Annotated in this window: 18 protein-coding genes; 14 read left to right on the forward strand and 4 right to left on the reverse strand. The window is 42.9% G+C overall.

Annotation, left to right across the window (positions count from 1 at the left end; all coding sequences use genetic code 11):
- Nucleotides 1-2 precede the first annotated feature (2 nt).
- Nucleotides 3-386 carry an RNA-binding S4 domain-containing protein gene (locus ACX0G9_RS27580; protein ID WP_459068206.1) on the forward strand — a complete coding sequence of 128 codons (384 nt, stop codon included), beginning with the start codon at nucleotides 3-5 and terminating at the stop codon, nucleotides 384-386.
- Nucleotides 387-404: 18 nt separating this feature from the next.
- Here the strand turns inward: ACX0G9_RS27580 and ACX0G9_RS27585 are convergent, their stop codons facing one another.
- Nucleotides 405-1,370 carry a hypothetical protein gene (locus ACX0G9_RS27585; protein ID WP_459068207.1) on the reverse strand — a complete coding sequence of 322 codons (966 nt, stop codon included), beginning with the start codon at nucleotides 1,368-1,370 and terminating at the stop codon, nucleotides 405-407.
- A gap of 183 nt (nucleotides 1,371-1,553) precedes the next feature.
- On the opposite strand from ACX0G9_RS27585, the gene ACX0G9_RS27590 reads away from it, so the two are divergent.
- The 5 genes from ACX0G9_RS27590 to ACX0G9_RS27610 all read left to right on the forward strand — a co-directional run bounded on the left by ACX0G9_RS27590 (nucleotide 1,554) and on the right by ACX0G9_RS27610 (nucleotide 7,801).
- Nucleotides 1,554-2,594: a sensor histidine kinase gene (locus tag ACX0G9_RS27590; RefSeq protein WP_459068208.1), complete on the forward strand. Its 1,041-nt coding sequence runs from the start codon at nucleotides 1,554-1,556 to the stop codon at nucleotides 2,592-2,594.
- Nucleotides 2,584-3,297 (forward strand): LytR/AlgR family response regulator transcription factor, encoded by a 714-nt coding sequence (locus ACX0G9_RS27595; RefSeq protein WP_459068209.1) that lies wholly within the window; start codon nucleotides 2,584-2,586, stop codon nucleotides 3,295-3,297. The genes ACX0G9_RS27590 and ACX0G9_RS27595 overlap by 11 nt, the downstream gene beginning before the upstream one ends.
- Before the next feature lie 105 nt (nucleotides 3,298-3,402).
- On the forward strand, nucleotides 3,403-3,990 hold the full coding sequence (locus tag ACX0G9_RS27600; RefSeq protein WP_459068210.1) for a Crp/Fnr family transcriptional regulator: 588 nt from the start codon (nucleotides 3,403-3,405) through the stop codon (nucleotides 3,988-3,990).
- An 876-nt stretch (nucleotides 3,991-4,866) separates the two neighbouring features.
- On the forward strand, nucleotides 4,867-5,742 hold the full coding sequence (locus ACX0G9_RS27605) for a hypothetical protein (protein ID WP_459068211.1): 876 nt from the start codon (nucleotides 4,867-4,869) through the stop codon (nucleotides 5,740-5,742).
- A gap of 214 nt (nucleotides 5,743-5,956) precedes the next feature.
- Nucleotides 5,957-7,801, forward strand: a complete 1,845-nt coding sequence (locus ACX0G9_RS27610) for a patatin-like phospholipase family protein (protein WP_459068212.1) — start codon at nucleotides 5,957-5,959, stop codon at nucleotides 7,799-7,801.
- Between the two features lie 7 nt (nucleotides 7,802-7,808).
- Here ACX0G9_RS27610 and ACX0G9_RS27615 read toward each other — a convergent pair whose 3' ends face one another.
- The 3 genes from ACX0G9_RS27615 to ACX0G9_RS27625 are packed head-to-tail and all read right to left on the reverse strand — an operon-like array spanning nucleotide 7,809 to nucleotide 11,332.
- Nucleotides 7,809-9,698, reverse strand: coding sequence for an ImmA/IrrE family metallo-endopeptidase (locus tag ACX0G9_RS27615; protein WP_459068213.1), 1,890 nt, complete (start codon nucleotides 9,696-9,698; stop codon nucleotides 7,809-7,811).
- Nucleotides 9,685-10,167 (reverse strand): hypothetical protein, encoded by a 483-nt coding sequence (locus tag ACX0G9_RS27620; protein ID WP_459068214.1) that lies wholly within the window; start codon nucleotides 10,165-10,167, stop codon nucleotides 9,685-9,687. The genes ACX0G9_RS27615 and ACX0G9_RS27620 overlap by 14 nt, the downstream gene beginning before the upstream one ends.
- Before the next feature lie 34 nt (nucleotides 10,168-10,201).
- On the reverse strand, nucleotides 10,202-11,332 hold the full coding sequence (locus ACX0G9_RS27625; RefSeq protein ID WP_459068215.1) for a tetratricopeptide repeat protein: 1,131 nt from the start codon (nucleotides 11,330-11,332) through the stop codon (nucleotides 10,202-10,204).
- 292 nt (nucleotides 11,333-11,624) lie between these two features.
- On the opposite strand from ACX0G9_RS27625, the gene ACX0G9_RS27630 reads away from it, so the two are divergent.
- The 8 genes from ACX0G9_RS27630 to ACX0G9_RS27665 all read left to right on the forward strand — a co-directional run bounded on the left by ACX0G9_RS27630 (nucleotide 11,625) and on the right by ACX0G9_RS27665 (nucleotide 18,329).
- Nucleotides 11,625-12,995 carry a hypothetical protein gene (locus ACX0G9_RS27630; RefSeq protein ID WP_459068216.1) on the forward strand — a complete coding sequence of 457 codons (1,371 nt, stop codon included), beginning with the start codon at nucleotides 11,625-11,627 and terminating at the stop codon, nucleotides 12,993-12,995.
- A gap of 17 nt (nucleotides 12,996-13,012) precedes the next feature.
- Nucleotides 13,013-13,444, forward strand: a complete 432-nt coding sequence (locus ACX0G9_RS27635) for a hypothetical protein (RefSeq protein WP_459068217.1) — start codon at nucleotides 13,013-13,015, stop codon at nucleotides 13,442-13,444.
- Between the two features lie 138 nt (nucleotides 13,445-13,582).
- Nucleotides 13,583-13,792, forward strand: coding sequence for a hypothetical protein (locus ACX0G9_RS27640; RefSeq protein WP_459068218.1), 210 nt, complete (start codon nucleotides 13,583-13,585; stop codon nucleotides 13,790-13,792).
- A 356-nt stretch (nucleotides 13,793-14,148) separates the two neighbouring features.
- Nucleotides 14,149-14,481, forward strand: coding sequence for an IS66 family insertion sequence element accessory protein TnpA (tnpA, locus tag ACX0G9_RS27645; protein ID WP_459068219.1), 333 nt, complete (start codon nucleotides 14,149-14,151; stop codon nucleotides 14,479-14,481).
- A 2-nt stretch (nucleotides 14,482-14,483) separates the two neighbouring features.
- Nucleotides 14,484-14,828, forward strand: coding sequence for an IS66 family insertion sequence element accessory protein TnpB (tnpB, locus tag ACX0G9_RS27650; RefSeq protein WP_459068220.1), 345 nt, complete (start codon nucleotides 14,484-14,486; stop codon nucleotides 14,826-14,828).
- A 142-nt stretch (nucleotides 14,829-14,970) separates the two neighbouring features.
- Complete coding sequence (tnpC, locus tag ACX0G9_RS27655; protein ID WP_459068221.1) at nucleotides 14,971-16,674, forward strand: IS66 family transposase; 1,704 nt, start codon at nucleotides 14,971-14,973, stop codon at nucleotides 16,672-16,674.
- A gap of 69 nt (nucleotides 16,675-16,743) precedes the next feature.
- On the forward strand, nucleotides 16,744-17,046 hold the full coding sequence (locus ACX0G9_RS27660) for a hypothetical protein (protein WP_459068222.1): 303 nt from the start codon (nucleotides 16,744-16,746) through the stop codon (nucleotides 17,044-17,046).
- A gap of 236 nt (nucleotides 17,047-17,282) precedes the next feature.
- Nucleotides 17,283-18,329 (forward strand): tail fiber domain-containing protein, encoded by a 1,047-nt coding sequence (locus ACX0G9_RS27665; protein WP_459068223.1) that lies wholly within the window; start codon nucleotides 17,283-17,285, stop codon nucleotides 18,327-18,329.
- Nucleotides 18,330-18,612: the final 283 nt, after the last annotated feature.

An 18,612-nucleotide genomic window follows, 5' to 3' on the forward strand; every position in this document is an offset into this window, starting at 1 on the left:
TCATGTCTGAAAAAGAAAAACTCCGCATCGATAAATATCTTTGGTCCATCCGTCTGTTCAAGACCCGGGCACAGGCAGCCGATGCCTGTGACAAAGGCCGCATCAAACTCAACGGGGATAGTGTCAAGGCATCCCGTAATGTCGTCATAGGCGATGAATACGAGGTAAAGACGGAGGAGAAACGCTGGAAGATCAAGGTCACGGATCTTTTAGATCACCGGCTCCAATATTCACTCGCCATTAATTATTACCAGGATATCACGCCTCCGGAGGACGCAGACAAACTCCAATACCAGGCCTCCAGCTTCAACACCGGTAAACGCCAGAGTAAAGTGGGCAGACCGACGAAGAAGGATCGGAGGGAGCTGGGGGATTTCATGGATTAATAATGGACTAGTATTGGATTAATAGTTACTGCCTTGTTCCGCCAAACCCGAAATATTTATCATATAAATACTGGGCAATCCATTTTTAGTGGAATGAAATACATCCATAATGGCCTGGGTAGTAATCTTACCGGATCCGTAATCGGGTCTGCTCTGCGTTTCGTGGTTGGAGCAGAAATATAAGATATCGCCATTTCGGGAAAGCCCGGGAGCGCCGTCACCAGCGGCTGTATTTATCTTGGGTCCCATATTTACCGGCTCGCTCCAGGTATCTCCCTTTTTAAACGAAACATAGATATCTTCTGAACCATAGCCCTTTCGATCGGTACTACAGAATAGTAAGAAACGCTCATCTTTGGCAATCATAGGATCAAAATCATTAAATTTCACGTCATTAAAGGATAACCGAACCGGAGCTGCATATTTTCCGTTGGTAAAGGCACAATAATAAATGTCCCCGCTCCCGCTGCTATCCCTTAGATGGAAATAGATATTGCCATTTTCCGCAAAAGAGGGATAGGATGGACTTTGGCCGGCAGCCAAGGGCAGTTCGAGCAGGATCGGTTGAGATACTATCTTGTTCCCGTCCAGCTCGACATAAAAGTATTGATAATCAAAGTCGACAAAAGGCTTCCCCTTAACTGGCCTGTCGGAAGAAAAATACAATCGTTTGCCATCGGCGGAAACAAAAGGATCGGTATCTCTGTAGACTCCTGTGAAACTAACGGCCTCCGGAACTGTCCATACTGAACCTTTGAGGGTAGAAGAAAAAATGGCGATATACCCAAAATTCACGGTAGCCCTGCTAAAATAAACGGTTTTGTTATCCGGGCTAAAGCTGGTATTAAATTCAAATTCGCCGGTAGATATACGGCCCGGACCAAAAAGGGAAGCCGAATCGTTGAGCTGTATCGTCGGGGAGACCTGGGCCTGAAGACCGGCAGTTATAATCACCAGACAAATTGCCAAAAATGATCTTTTCATGTTTTTTTTGTAAATAAACCAAGAAATAAAACAGAGAAATAATCTGTTCAACAAGACCGAAAAAGCGTTCAACATTTCTCATTATTTGGCAATCCCTTCCAAAGGTTGAAAAAGGAGTGGAAGATGTTGAATCGACCGGAATACTATGTCGGTTTGACCTACCTTTCAACAGGGGAAAATCATATGGGCACCATCAAAAAGGGCAGCTTCAAAAAGGATATTAAAATAGGGCAGTTACACGCCATCCTCTGGTTAGTCGTCCTGCTGTTCTCCTTCCTGTCCAATTTGCAATACGATCCTCCGTTCCCCGCGCTTTGTTTTGGAATGCTGGCCGTCCTCTTCTATGCATCGGTGATCTATGGGAACGCACATTGGCTGATCCCGCAGTATTATAATCAGAAAAAACCAATAGCCTATTTCCTGTTGGCCCTGCTGCTGCTCGTAACGACTATATTCTTACACAGCCTGGGTTCCATTTATCTGTTCAATTCCTTTTCCGTTCAAAAGAATCGATTAACGACCGGCTCCCTAATCTACAGTGCCTTTACCGCTATCTGGATCTTTCTGTTCAGTATACTCTATCGCCTGGCGGTTAATTATTTTGCCCTGAGTAAACAACAACGTGAAATAAATGCTGAAAAAGCCCATTCCGAATTACATCTGTTAAAACAACAGGTCCATCCGCATTTTTTATTCAACACCCTGAATAATATTTATTATGTCACCCAAAAGACTTCACCCGAAGGATCCGAACTGATCGAAAGGCTGTCCAGTATTATGCGGTATTTTATTGAAGAAAGCAATAAAGAACGGGTACCCCTAAAAAATGAGATCGATCTATTGAAAAGTTATATTGAGCTGGAAAGTATCCGGATGCAGCATGAAATGGCCATTGATTTTCTGATAGAGGGGAATATGGATTCAGTTTTGCTCCCGCCCTTGCTGCTTCTCCCCCTGGTGGAGAATATATTCAAACATGGTATTGACAAACGGAGTAAACATAATTTTGCCAGAATAAGCCTGAGTGTTACGGAGCATCGATTGTCATTCAGTACACAGAACGCATATTTCTTATACATAGGAACCAATACGGGCAGCAAAACCGGGCTCACCAACCTGGAAAAAAGATTAACCCTTTATTATAATACCGACTTTCATTTGGATGCCAGGAAGGAGGGAGATATTTTTATTACCGCTCTTCAAATACCGGTTTATGAAAATTAGTTGTATCGTCATCGATGATGAACCCAATGCCCTGCATTTATTGGAAGGCTATATTGGGCAAATGCCTTCCTTATTGTTAAAGGGCGTATTCTATGACGCAGTGGACGCCCTGGCCTTTTTGAAAAATGAGCCTGTCGATCTTATTTTCACCGACATTAATATGCCGCTGCTGACGGGTTTGGAACTGGCAGATATCTTGCCGGGTCATCAGAAGATCGTCTTTACCACGGCCTTTGCTGAACATGCCTTAACCAGTTTCAGTTATCATGTCATTGATTTTTTGCTGAAACCCATATCCTTCAAACGATTTATCCAGGCGGTCCAGAAAGCAGAGATATTGATGCCTCCCCAAATAGATCTCCCGCCTAACCCTGAACAGCAAAAAGCCATCGTCTTTGCCAAAAGCGGCAAACAAATCATAAAGATCGATTTTACTACGGTGCTCTTTATCAAAGGAGAAAAAGAGTATGTAAGCATCCATTTTAAAAATGAAAGATTGCTAATTTACAAACGGATGAAAGACATGGAAGCCCTGTTATTCCCCCTGCAGTTCAGACGGGTGCACGCCTCTTATATCATAAATACGAATTACATTCAAAAGGTAGAGGCCTACCAGGTTTTAATGAGCAATGCCGCTCAAATTCCGATCAGTAAAAACTACTGGGATGGGTTTCAGCAGTTCCTGAAGGAGAAAATTATTTAAAAATTCAGCCCCAGTTTTAATTTTTGTAATTATCATTTATCTCCTATTTTTGTTCTCCCTTCCTTCCTGCGCAAGCATTTCTTCATTCTAAACTTGAACCTTATCATGGAAGAACTAATCGAATTGATTAGCCAATTTGCGCCGCTATCTCCCCGCCTGAACAAACATTTACGAAAGATCATTAAATTCCGAAAATACAAAAAAGGGGCCTTTATCCTGCGCGAAAAAGAGATCTGCAACCAGATTATTTTTATCAAAAAAGGGCTGCTTCGGAGTTATAGTATGCTGGGTGATGAAGAGGTCTCCAATTGGTTTATGAAAGAAGGGGATTTTGTCATTTCCATAGCCAGTTTTTTCTGGCGTCTGCCTGCGGAAGAGGCAATTCAGGCTTTGGAAGATGTCGAATGTTTCTGCATGGCCTATGGTGATCTGGAAGATACCTACAAACAGTATATATCCTATGAACGAAACGGAAGACTGATTGCCAGTCACTATTATTGTTTGAGCGAATTGAGGGCTAAGGCCTTAAGACGCCAAACGCCTTTCAATAAGTATGTTCATTTAATGAAAAATTACCCGGAACTGGTGTTGAGAGTGCCGAAAAAACATATAGCCTCCTACCTGGATGTGGGCATCCGGACCTTGTATTCGATCCAGAAAAAGTATACCTTATGGAGGAAGGGGAAAAAATAACCTATCGTTTGAGCCATTTCTCCGGGTGGTGTAATATTTCCCGTGCCGAATAAAGCATAGGTTAATTTAAAAAAGGTGGATTTCATAACGTCCTATTCGGACGAATAATTATCGGAAATGATTAGATAGGCCTAAAGCCTTTTTAAATTTGATAATTAACCGCTTTTTAAAGTTATTGAAATGAGTGAGACATTAATTATAAAGTCAAAAAAAGGGTTAAATCACTAATGTCGTTGACTTAAGCAAAAATGGGTGTTTTAACGGGGGGATAATGATTGATAATAAAGTAATTTGTGCTATTCTATAAAAAAGTCGATCATTTAGGTTATCCTGTACATAAACTGTTGGCCGCGGATGGAGCCTTCCAGAACTTGCCAACCTACCTATGTATCGAGAAGGAATTTAGCGGCAAGGCATGGACCAAGGATGTGTAAACCTTAGTTAAAGACTTTAGTGTTTCACGGTAGGATTAGTATTGATTTTGAATCAATTTGATGTAAATGTCCTAAAAGCTATCATGCCCATGACAATCCCAACGCTAGACTTTTCCACTGCCGATTCGTTATCAGAGAGTCTTCAGCGAATACTTAAAAGGGAAAGGACCGACTATATTGTACAGATATGTATCTCCGGTTTTGCATTCGTTCTTATCGTCATTGTCCTTCTCTGGTGTCATCCGTGCGTTGATGCACAATCCATCGGTAGCACCAGTCTTACACTTGTTGGTGCCGCTCTCACTGAATATGAGGCTAACCAACGGAAACGCGAGCTCCTTCTCGGCCTCAGGAAGCAGCTTAAACATTTTGCAGATGGTGACCTTCGAAGAAAATATCTCGATCTGTTTGTGAAATTAACGGAGGCCGAAAATTTTGCAAAATGAGATATCTTAAATACCTTGTTTATGCTGCTTCCGCGATCGCCATTCCCTTATGGATCGCTCTTGGCGATTTCGCCAAAAAGACCGACAGCAAAACCACATTTGCTGTAGATTCGGCGACCAGGAGCTGGTTGGATACTATCCTGCCGGTATTAATTAAGACACTTCCGAATCCTAGGGTTTTGCCTATTTCGTCCAAGACCGATTCGCTGCTTGCGGAGTTGGTAAAAGCCGAGCAGGGTGAAAAAGCGGTAACCCAGGAGTACTTTGCAGCCGTCACCCGCACGCTTAAAAAACTCCAGGAAATTGCCGACAGCAGCAACAGGGGTAAGGCTTCGTCTGGAGAACGGCCCCAACCCGTAGAGATAAAGATCGACCCTATCAGCGTCAATGTTCACCCCCCCGACAGGCCAGACCACCGGCAGGAAGGTAACAATGATCAGTATCCCAATCCTACCCCAAACCCCTCCGACTCTACCGACCCGTTTCAGAATGTCTACTATCTCTCGGAAGCCGTCCAGAGTTTCGAACTTTGGCATGTTAAGGTGCCCTTGTTAAAAGCAGGAGGTCAAAAATCGGGTTCCGCTTCCGCTGAACAAGACATTGGGAGACGGGATTCTATTTATCTTGTTTTGAATGATGCAAGCTTGAATTATGAAATCATCCTGGATTCACTGGGCACCATAGATGTCCAATCCGAACCCGTGGTCCACTTTCCATTAAATCTCACAGTCGCGCCACGAAATACAGTGATCCTCCGCGTCTGGACTCACGCCATGCACGGTCGATTTTACATCTATGGTCGTCTTAGGTCGACCAGGGTGTTTTTAAAGGCGAATATTCCTTTCCGAATACCTGTTTACATTCCGCAGTAGAATCCGGGTGAAGCGCTCTTCTTATTTTCTTAATGCAAATTATCTTATTCTCAGTCAATATTCCCCGTTAAGACTTCCTTTTCTGCTTAAGTCACCTTATTATCACCCTCTATACCCACGTTAAAACACCCAATTATGCCTTAACTAAACAGTATGGGTGTTTTAACGGTAAAAGCGAATTCGAAAAAGTACTAAGTTGCTACAAATCTGAAAAATGGAGAAATTCGCCGGAAGTCAACTGGATCTCGCTCAAACACCTGACACACCGATAAGACCGGCAAAGAAAATCACGGGAAAAATTCCAGATAATCCGCTGGGAAGGATTGCACTGAGTTGTTCAGGCGGAGGGTATCGCGCGGCGAGCTTTCATCTGGGAACAATGTCCTATCTGCATCGGCTGGGGATACTGAAGAATGTGAAACTGATTTCCACCGTTTCAGGAGGAACGATTACCGGTGCAGTGTATGCACTCTATAACCAACAGGGTAAAAGCCTGGAAGACGTGTACAAATTTTTGATGGACACCCTGTCGGAGGTTGACCTCGTGACTTTGGCTGTAGAGAAATTAAGTCCTGCAGGTCAATGGGATGGTCCGCACAAACGGAGAAACTTAATCAATGCATTCGCTGAATTGTACGACACCTACTTTACGAAAGGTGCCACAATGAACGAATTCACCGAAATGAAAGGAGATCTCGAGGCGGTAATATTTAACAGCACTGAATTTACCACTGCAAATAATTTTAGGTTTCGAAACTTAAAAAGCGGGGTTTTTGGAAACTTTAACACTAAGGTTCCATGGGAGCTGGCTGCTGAAGTCAAGGTTGCTGATGCAATAGCAGCGTCTTCTTGTTTTACTGCTGGATTTGAGCCGATTATCTGGCCTTCGGATTTCGCGCATTCGAAAGCGGAGAAGTTGGTTGAAAAGGCAGAAACCGCCGCCTCTGTCGGTTTGATGGATGGGGGGATATATGACAACCAAGGAATCGGGAGCATGCTGATGTACAGGAAGAAGCAACAGCCGTATTTTGATCTGCTGCTTATTTCCGACGTGACATCTCCGGTAATGACGGCGTTTAAGCCGGCTGCCGTTCCGGCCAATAACGGGAAGGATGGGGTGACATTGAGCGAGCTCTGGACGAAAGCCAATCGATGGAATAGGCTCCTGAACCGGCTTTTAATAATTCCACCTTTATTCTTTGGCGTATTGCCACTGTTTTGGAAATACGACAATATATTCGGGACGGGGATATCGGTTGGATTCGCGATCATTTTTTTAAGCATTTGGCTGGGAAAATTGTGCCTCGACAAGCATGCGAACAAGTGGATCGCAGAAGGGAAGGATAAAGCGACTCAATGGCTGAAATCGGGGAATAGGGAATTTTATTTTAATCGGCTGAAATTGCTTAAGATCGAGGATATTCCTCTGAAAGCCATCGTGCCGCTTTTTAAGGACAGGGTAAGCTCACTTGGGATTCTGATGCTGAGCGTCTTCCTGAAAGTAGTACGGAGATTAAACTATGACATCATTTATGAAAATGACACGTACCAGTTTCGGAGGATAAGCACACTGATCCGCGGGTTGACTCAGGCGACATTTAAGGAAAATAAAGCGAAGAAGGTAAGTCAGGTGGAGGAAATGAATGACGATAAATCTTCGGTGTCAATTGACGCTGTTGTAACCGAAGTCAAAGCGGAGATGAAAAAGCCCGACACGCTGAAGGGAGATTATGATACGGTCGTAGGTAAAGAAATCAAGGAAGTCGCGGAATATGCAGCGAGTTTCGGTACCACCCTTTGGTTCACGAAAAAACAGGAAACGGACGACTTGTTGGAGGTCCTGGTCGCAAGTGGCCAGTTCACGATGTGTTACAATATGATAGAGTACCTCGAGTCGGTCATGTTTACCGATGGAAACGGTTATTCAGACCTGAAGGAGGATAAAAAGGAGAAATTAATTACTATTTATAAACAATGCCTGGACGATTGGGCCCGCTTCAAAAAGGAACCGCGATTCCTGCAAAAGGAGATGTCCGACGCCGCTAAAGCCAAAAAATAAATACAAATCACAGATCAATGGAATGCAGTTCAATTTTTCTTTTATCCACACCAGACGCTGACAGGCTAAAATCGAAGACCAGTAAATAACGCGAATAGGTAATGTCAGTTAGTGTATAATCCCTGTCAAGCGAAACAGACCCTACCATATTGGCATTGCGTAAAATGTCATCATTCATCAGCATACCACCCTCATCGTTAAGCACAGTATAGAACCCGCCATGCAGCACATGGGCAGCGGAATGTTTATTTGTTCGTAAAGCATCATTAACGGTAAATAAATCCTGGACAATATATTTACCAGCGTGCATGTCGTAAATGTCCTGCTCAACAAGATAGGAGGCAACGTCTTTTAGTAAAAGACCTTCCTTTTCTTTTGAAATAATATAGGGCCTTCCAAAACGGTCGGTATGATAACCTTTGGCTGCATCGCGGTCGGAATCGCGGTCGTAGTTTAATTCGAGGTAGCGGCCGGCAGCGTCAAACTGGTACCCGTTGATATTTTCAAAGGTTTTTTTTAATTCGGGCTTCCCGGACAAGAGTGAGTAAACAGACAATATTTGGTCTTCTCCAAGCACTGTCAAATAAGAAGCATCGCTACCCACATACAGCTCGAAAGGATCAAGCAAAGGCACCTGTCTTGTATCATATTCTTTAAATAGAACCGTTTGCCGGTGTTCCAAATCCATTTTGTATAAGGCAAGCTTACCCAGGGGGCCATCATACAGTACAGAGAATATAAAGCCGTTAAACACATAATTTTTTTCGGCGGGTGTTTGCATCCATAAACTCCAGTTATCTGCTGATTCATTGTACCGGTATATTTTTTTTGATACTTTACTGAAGTAATATAAATTACTGCTATTGGAAAAAAGTTTATAGCCACCATCACCAGGCAGGTCTGCGCAAATTTTCACAGGCTTGTAATGTCTCAGACTGTCTTTCGGGGTAAAACAGGCAGGGAGCGCCAGGCGATAAAGACAGTTCCTGTACGAACTTATCCATAAGGTATTGCCAAGCTTTGCTGTACTGAAAGGCATATCACCGGGATCCAGCACAATGACTGCCGCGAGGTAGTAGCGCAGGTTATTGAGAAATTGTTGTAATGCCAATGCCTGCGCGGCATAGAAAGAGCCATCCTTCGGGCTGAGCAGCGGCGCTTTGGCAAGCGCAAAATAGAAATTCAGGACCCTGGCATATAGCGAAGGATGCTTTGCGCCCTGTAGTACCGGCGACCAGGGGCCATATTGCGAAATGGCCGTAAGGAGGCCGCCCTCCATTAAATTTAGTAAGGGAAGACTGTCCGGCTCATTAATGAATACGCTGGCCGCATCTTTGGGTAACAATTCCAGGTAGTGATTGGCCGCCCATTCATCAGCCTCCCTTTCCCGCTGCATGGCTTTTGAATCCTGTATGTCGCCATCTTCTCCCGGTAACATGTTCGCAGTAAAATCATTCGACAATGTCTGGTCGTGGTGAAGTGTCCTGTGACCGAGTTCATGCAATAGCACAAATGCAAGAAGCGTTCTTCCGCCACCGGCAAAACCACTCTTTCTTGCAAGATCTACCAACCTGCGGTCGATAAAAATAATATCTGTTTTTGCCTCATAGCATGCGTTGAAAGGCTGAAATACCGGTTTGCCGGCGCTGTCACTGATCACATACAAATGCACGGCAGCCATTTGCCCCTGTACAGAGACGGGTAGCTCTTTTTTGATATAGGTGTGCAGGAAACGATTGAGCACGCTATCGTGGACAACCATACCCTGATGCTCAAAACCGGATAACCTGCTTTCATCACCACGCTGGAAAAACACAAGGACTGTAATGAAAGTAAGCAGCAGCAGGATACCCAGTACCGCTTTTATCCGCCTAACCGGAAAATTATAACTGCCCATTTGGTGTAGTTGGTGCCGGAGTGCCGGGAGAACTTGGATTGGCAAAGCTCTTCGGCATTACATTCTGCCAGAAAAAGCCATTTTGAAATGCCAGCAACAGTGCCGCAGATATGGAAATGCCTTTACTGATGCCGATGATGATTCCGAAGATGATAGGGGAAGCAGCAAGCGCCAGGTAAAAACTGGTCGCTTTAAAAAGATTTTTAAATTCTGCGCCAATGTTAATGATTGGAATACTCTGTCTTTGTAATTCAGAGAAACGGGTATAGAAAAATCCAAAGACGATGCCTAGCAGCATCGCAATGGCATTGTATACCATTGGCAGTATATTTTTCACTGAATAAGAGTTATCCATAAATCCCAGTTCTGAAGCGTCCTCGGCCTGGACTATGTCCAGGTAAACGGACGTGCCGTATACCGCACAAATAAAAACGAGGATACAAAGGGTATATAGAATTGTTTTTTTCACGTGAGAAAGGTTTAAGATGAAAATACAAAAATATTTAATGCGCAATTACGCGTGGGGCTGCTGCAACCTTCTCCTCCTGTTTCTTACCCTCCCTGATGGTCATTTTTTTCTTAAACCATTCCAGGTGTTCTTCGCAATCTTTCAGTACGTTATCCGGATCGTAAAGGGTTTTGATGCCTTGCTCTTCAGCAGCAACCGCTTTTTTAAAATCTCCTGCCTGCGCATACAGACCCGCGCGGGTATCGTAATAATTGCGGTCATTTATTTTACTAATGGCGCTATCCGTCATCGCCAGTAAAACAGGAAAATTAAAGGATGCGTCAAACTCGGGGGTGACCACATATAACCATACCATGTTATTAAAAGTAACTGCGCGGTTGGAAGAATACCTGATCGCCGTTTCGTAATCCCGTTTGGCCTTAGCAGGGTTACTATATTTTTTATTATAATCATAGGTAACCCCGCGAAGGGTGTAATAATAGCTCTTTACTTCGGTAATCGGCCAGGGCCGCAGGTAATAGCTCCTGTTAAGATTGCTTAGGTGGTAATAGCAGCTTAAGGTATTGTCCCTTGGATGATAAGCGCCTTCGATCGCTTCCCAGTTAATGTGCCCGCCGTCTTCAAAGTTCCACCGGATAAAATTATGCTCCGGCAGTTCAATCATTGTCAGCGGCAAACCGTTCATTTCAGCGATGCCGAGGTAAATGAAACAATACAAATCACAATCAATCAGCCTGCAATTCTCGCCTTTGTGAGCTGTCCAGTAGGCTTCGCGGTAAAGGTTATGCTCCATCAACAAATAGCGGTCAGACGGATAAAGATCCCTGAAAGCGAAGGTCAGAAAATCAAAGTGCGGATTCTTGGGATCTGTATAAAATAAAAAACGGTATTCTGTAAAAATGCTGTCAATGGTCGCCAGCACTGCAATGGCACCCGGCTGGCTTAGTTTGGAAAAATCAGCCTCGGGGAAATTCCTTTGTATGCGCTGGCTTGCACTATTGAGTAAATCCTGGCATAGTCTTATCTCATCCCTGTTTGCTCCCAGCAGGTCACTATCATTTGTAATAAACAGGCTGGTAGTAGTGTTTTCAGCTTTCACCGCCTGGGCCTTAACTGTCGTAAACATAAACCATCCGGCAATCAGCAATATAACAGAACGTAACATGGGTTACAATTTATCAAAGCAGGTAATAAACCTCGCGCCGTATCAACACTGTTTTCCCTTCGGTATTCCTTCTTACGACACGCATCACAAATTAATAAATTCTCCTGTTGCACGCATACCGTGAAAACACCTTTTTTGCCTTAGCCCTTATCCCCCCCCTCGAAAAATCGGCAATTTTGCAGTCGATGGTTTCGGAACTTTTACCGATACTTGCATTATCCTTTTTGACTCCTTCGCATGATTTACCAGCCCGTTATGTCTGCGGGTACTCTATTACTGCTAAACGCTACGTATGAAAAACATTCGATTGTTAATGGTCTTATTATGTCTTTTCGGTCCTTTTGCCTGTAAAAAATCCGGGGTACGGTCCACCGATCTGCTACTCCCGCCTCTTATCAGGCAGGCGCAACAATACTTTATGGATAGTGTAGTGCGGGAGAAAATGCCTGTTCCCGGGGCAAATACCAGGCAGGCAGCCGAAAAAACGGAAATATGGGAGGAGGCTGCCATAATTGACTGGCAGAAGGGAAAGGCGGTTTTGGTCCCCGTGAAATACGGGCAGGACCTGGTCGTAAAAACGGAATGGGGAGGGGATAATTTTTTCCATTTGAATAATCTGGCGCATTTGCTTATTTATTGGGACGCAGAAAAGACAGGCCATGCAGAGTTGGTAACGACTTTTCCCGATAAGGCCTTCCTGGGTTCGGACCAGCGGAATTTCTCGGGAGTGACCTTTGTAGAAGATTGGAGTGGCAACTTATTATCCCGGGATTTGGTTAATCCGGATGGGTCGGTCTGGAAATATAAACCTGTGCAGGCGAAGGTGGCTCCGGCAGCGGTCATTAGGTGGTGTACCACTATTTATGGGTATAATACCTCTGGTAGTAATGATGATCCAGTTTTTTGGTCTGAGTCCGGAGGGTGTTACTATCAATATCTGCCAGATACAGATTATGGCGGTCCAGGGGTTTCAGCAGGATATGGAGGACTCGGGGCCAGTGGGGGTAATGGCGGTGGAAGTGGTGGTAGGGCAACAGTTATCATTCCTCCGCCATCCAATATCATTGCTAGTGCAAAAGAGTATTTTAAATGTTTTACCAATAACGCCTCCGCGCTTTATCAGGTCAAAGTTTGTGTAGACCAGCCTAATCCTGGGGTAAGGACAGCCTGGAGGTACACATATGGAGAAGACCCTTCGGCAGGAATTAAGGCTATGGTTGATGTGGGTCATACTTTTTTAGTGTTTACGGAGACAATCGGATCAACAACTATTACAAGGAATATTGGATTTTATCCGGTAAAAAACGTAACTCCTCGTACAAGCTCGTCTCAAGGTGTGCTAAATAATGACGAGTCACACCACTTTGATATATCGGGAACCTTTTCTGTCAGCCAAGCACTTTTTTTAAATATGCTTAATTTTGTAGTTCAGGGCAATTCATTGGGATATTTATATGATATTAATAGTAATAATTGCACAACCTTTGCAATAAATACCCTGGCCGCAGGTCATATTTATTTGCCAAGTACTATAGGATCATGGATCGGGGGTATGGGAAACGACCCTGGTGATCTAGGAGAGGATATAAGGGCACACAATTTTATTGGCATGACAAGGAGTACGACAGAAGTCCTTCACCAAAATTCTGGAACTTGTAATTAGTTTATTAAACCTTTTGTATGAAACCAAATAAGTTTAACTATTTTCTAGTTTCCCTTTTAATTATTCTTTTTCTGACTGGTATTTACTTGGCAATTATCTTTTCAAAAAATGGTATGTCGTTAGATGCCTTTATAATTATAACCTTTCTTCAGATTATTTATTTTGCAACAGGGGTTCTCTGTTTATTTTTGAGGTTATTTCGTACTTTAATTATCCCTGATAGAGTGTCTAGTTTTTTTGCTAAAATTAGTACCCCCGAAAAATTTTTTTACATTTTTTCGGGAGTCATTAACTGTTGGTTTGGAGTAATGACATTTGCTTTACATGTCTTTGGGAAAATAACTAATTTAACAGCAATAGATATGTTACCCAATTTTATTGTTGGGATTATAATGATAATCGATTCCTTCATCCTAACCCACCGCCCCAAGCATCCTGAAATCCTTTAATCTTCTCAAAAAAAGCCCCTCCAAAAGAAAATTCAACAATCCCTAAAAATCAATTATCTTATGTAACATATGCCGCCATTATCTGAAAAAAAACTACATAAAATTGATAGAATAAATCAAGCGGTAAAGGAATACTTTATGAAGAATCCTGGTGAAAAGGAAGTGCCTGCTAAAAATTTTATGCTTCTTTTTATTGAAAAAGGGATTTTCCTTAAAAACCATAGGGAAGGCCTTCCCATTCGAAATCTTCTACGCGACCTGGATAAGGAAAACAAACTGTATTTACTGACGCATGTTAAGGTGGTCAGGAATGAAGTTAACCGAAATTGGTATTTTTCCGTCGAATGAATTCAAACCAAATGCGAGCTCATATTTCCCTGTATAGCGCCAATGCATAACGCTTGATGTACAACCATCTCTCTACACTATTTATGTAAAAACATTTACAAACAACTATTTTCATACATTTTTCATGACCGATCCTTGAATTTCTTGCGATCTGGAATTACATTAGTATATATTTTGGACAATGTATTGAAGCGGCATTTCCCCGTCCCTCCTATCGTGACTATTGAAAATTCAACAAAAGGTTTAATGATTATTTAAGGATCCACGAGTAGTATTTTACAAGTAAGCATTCGGTTGGTGACATATTTGTCTTTCAAGGAGTACACATTAGTTTTGCTCTTTGAAAATAATAATGTATGAAAAAGCCTCTCATTGGCGAATCTATCGGTAAACGTAAGCAATCATTCAGCGAGGATGAGATATTTAGGGCGATTGAAGAGTTTGAGCAAGCTGGAAATATCAGCATAAAGGAATTTGCCAACGCCTTCCAGGTTTCGAAAGCGACTTTTTACAATTGGCGGAAGCGCTACAAAACTAAATTTATCGCCAAAGACCCACCCAAAGGGTTTATTCAGGTGGACCTTACCCAGGTCCAACAGTCAGAAGAACAAGGACAGATATTTGCTGAATTCCGAGGCATTACTTTTTATCAACGGGTGAATCCTGCCTACCTCAAAGCACTCTTATAATTATGTTATCATTATCTGGTTACCGGTTGGTACTATGGAATAGTGCCACTGACATGCGGCTTGGATTCAACGGTCTGTCCGGAATCGTTTGTAATGAAATGAAGGAAGATCCTTTTCAGCCAGGCTCGATGTATGCTTTTTTTAACCAGCGACGCACTCAATGCAAGCTGTTGGTTTGGGAGAGTGACGGGCTGGCTATTTACTACAAGCGACTTTCCAGGGGGACTTTTGGGACACCCATTTATAATTCGTCGACACGAATGATGGTCGTGGAGAAAAAGGATCTAATCCTGATATTGGAGGGTATTGAAATCAGGTATCGGAAAAGGTATGGCAAAAGGGCCTGAAAGAAAGTTCCAAGTGTTAAAAATAGATTAAAACGTGTATGTATATATTAGTGTATACATGCACGTTAGTATATTTACATCAGTGATATGCCCTCATTGCTATACTGCACATTCTCTTACTAATGAGCCCTTTTTCGAGGGTATGGAAGATGTCGTCTCTCTCGGTCTACTGGTGGAGGAACCTGCTCAACTGAAAGCCATCATTGTAGCCATCGCCAGGCAACTTCAAGCCGAAAAACAGGGGAAAAGGATATTACAGCAATATACAGATCAGGTTGTAGAAGATAAGAGTAATCTACAACAGGAGGTAATCGTCTTGAAAGATGAACAGGCAGCTCTTTTGGAAAAGGTAGAAGAAGGTATTAAGAAGGGCTGGCAGCTTGATGAGTTTAAGCGAATGTTGTTCGGAAAAAAATCGGAACGATATACCGCTTATAGCAGTGATATCATATCTGGCACACAGTCCAGCCTGGGGATTATTTTTAATTCAGATGATATCGAAGCAGTGATCGCCATTAGCAGAGCCAGGGTTACAGCCACCAAAGAACTGGAAGCACAACAAGGGGGAACAAAGACAAACCGGCATACGAAAAGGCATCATGTTAATCGAGGACCAAGGATTAGAAAGATCAATAAAGTAGAAGTCGTTACGACCGTTGTAGATTATGAAGGGGATAAAACAGGAATGAAATCATTTGGAAAAAAGATAGTTACCATTTTTGATTATCGTCCGGGCTCCATCGTAAAGACAGAAACGCATTATCTGAAGTATATCAATAAGGAAGGCCAGATCTTCAAAGAACCTGTGCCAGCCCGCATTATTGAAAGAGGGACGGTAAGCAATAGGCTGGTGGCACAAATGCATATTGAGAAGTATGTTTATTATATGCCGTATTATCGCCAGTTGCAAAAGCTCCGGAGAATGGGCATATCCTTTGCCGCATCAACGGTCAATGACTGGGAAGAGATCTGCTACAAAAAATTAAAGCGGCTGTTAAAGCTGATGAAAAGAATCGTTAACAGCCACAATTATTTACAGATGGATGAAGTATACCTTAAATATGTCAATGACGTAGGAAAAGGGAGTTGTAGCAACGGTTTCTTCTGGGTCACCAACGTGCCAGGCAAAAAAATGGTACTCTTCGAGTTTAACCCCAGCCGTGGGGGAGATGTGCCGATAGAATTATTGAAGGGTTTTACCGGAAAATTGCAAACGGATGGTCTTTCCGCCTATAAAAAAGCATTTAAGGATAACGATGAGGTAACATTGCTTACCTGCCTTGTCCATATCCGAAGATATTTTATCAAAGCGTTATCTAATAACAAAGTACTGGCAGAACATTTTCTGAACGAAACGCGTATCATATACACAATCGAAGATTTTGCCGATAGAAAGCAGCTTGCCCCCGAACAACGGGCGGATCTAAGGAGAAAATATCTTGCCCCCATATTGGATCATATAACAAACTGGTTACAGGAGCAAAAAAACAGAGACAACTTGCCCCCGGATAGTCCGATCGGAACTGCCTTAACGTTTGCAGGTAATCACTGGCACATGCTATATGAATTATTGAAGGATGGCAGAATACTCTTAGATAACAATGGGGTCGAAAGGGCATTGCGGCCGGTAACGCTTTACCGGAAGAACTCCTTGTTCGCAGGTAATGAACATGGCGCCGAGCGGGCTGCGTTATACTTTTCTTTGCTGGAAACCTGCAAGCTGAATGATATAAATCCATACGAATATCTCTGCGATATCTACGATAGAATATATGACTGTCCTGCCCATCAACTGGAAGAACTACTGCCACACAAGTGGACTAAACGTACCACAAGCCCTGCGTAGGGAATAGCAGGTAATTCTTTGTCCAATAGCGTCCTGGAAACGCGTAACTTGGCGAAAAAATATACCGCAGTGGATATTCCAAATAAAGACGTGCTAATCCTGGTCTTAAAAAAAGAAAACGACACACTAAAAAAAATCTCCGAATTGCAGGCGAAGCAGTTAAAGGGATACGAGATACAACTCGAAAACTATGTTCAAAAGGCTGAACACTCTCTGAAAATAGAAGATACGATGGGAAAGCTAATAAAAGCTTACGAAGATAGTGTCAAGGGGCAGGAACTACAATTACAGGCAGCAGCCAACTATATTATAGAATTGAACCAGAAGATCGAAGAAATGCAGGCCATCATCGACGGGAAGTCCACCGGCTAATGAGAGATGGGTAGGGAGATGCCGCATGCCGCAGTATTCCATAAATCATTTCCAGAAATGTCAAAGAGCGAATGAAATAATCAGGATGCAAATATACGCGCCCTTTTTATCCGTTCCGAAATGTCATCAACCGAATGGCTACTTTTACAAGTGATTCAATTCGCCGCCCGCGATTGTGAATGCATATTGTCATGCCCAAAACCCGTCACCTCATTTTTTAACATAAAACAAAAGTCATGAAAACCTTTACTATTATCACGTTACTGTCCTTTTCATTTTTTCTTTCCGCAAAATCTCAAAATACATTTCCTTCGACCGGAAATGTGGGGATCGGCACTTTGAGTCCCACCTATTCATTAACCGTCAAAGGCAGAGTCTATGGATTCCAGGATACGACATTGGGGTCCGGGCTCAACGTATGGCAAAGCGCCAACGGGCTTCAGCTTCACGGGACGGGAGGCACCTTGAGCAATCAATTTCAGATGAGTGGCATTAACACAAATATTGACTTAAATATGACGGGTAATTTTGCCGATTTAAATGCAACCCGACCCAGTAATTTTACGGGTATATTTGCCACCAGCCCGCAAACAGCCTATCCTCTATCCTACACAGGTATCATCACCAGCTATTATGGCTTGCTCCTGGAAAGCTCGAATGCGGCTTCCCGCAGTATTTCGGGTCAAATAACCCACCCCTATGGAATCTATCAATCCGGCACTTCGGATGTAAACTATTTTGCAGGCAAGGTAGGAATCGGAACCACCACCCCTTCAGCATTATTGACAGTTTATAACGGGACCACCACAGGCACTTATACGACGGCCGGCTGGGTAAGTTCCTCAGATGGACGGCTGAAGACAAATGTCAACCCTATTGTATCTGCTATGGATATCATCAATAAACTCAATGGTGTATATTTTACCTGGAAGAGTGGAAATACCGACGAAAGACAATTGGGTTTTATAGCCCAGGATGTTAAAAAGGTGCTTCCCGAAGCAGTGACCGGAAAAGAAGGCGATTTATCCAGGGGCGAATCCTTGTCCATGGGTTATCAGAATATCGTCCCGGTACTCGTGGAAGCCTTAAAAGAAAAAGATGTACAAATCACCGCTTTAAGCAAACGCCTGGACTCCCTGCAAAATGTTATTATAAGGAAGCTTAACAGATTGGATAGTACAACGTCGGCGGCCAATTTCAAACTGGGACAGAATGTACCTAACCCATTCACCGGTCAGACCCTTATCCCCTATACCATCAATAAAAACGGTTATGTCCTTTGAGGTGTGATGATCTTGCCGGACAGTGGAGTTGATAAGGTGATTTAATTATGGTTTATTGTATGCATTGATGCCTATGCCTCTGCAAACCTAATAAAAAAGATTGATGGGCGAAGCCCATTCCTTTGTTTCTTTTTTTTGCTTCTTTTTTTTCTTAAAAATTCGGGTAACCAAATTTGAATAAAAGCCTTGTCAATATTGGATTTCAGGGTATTTATTTTTTGTATCATTACTTGGTTTGGTTACATTTGTTTTGCCGGAAAGAAACGGAAGCAGGCTCTGCTGG

The organism is Flavitalea flava, assembly GCF_054461575.1.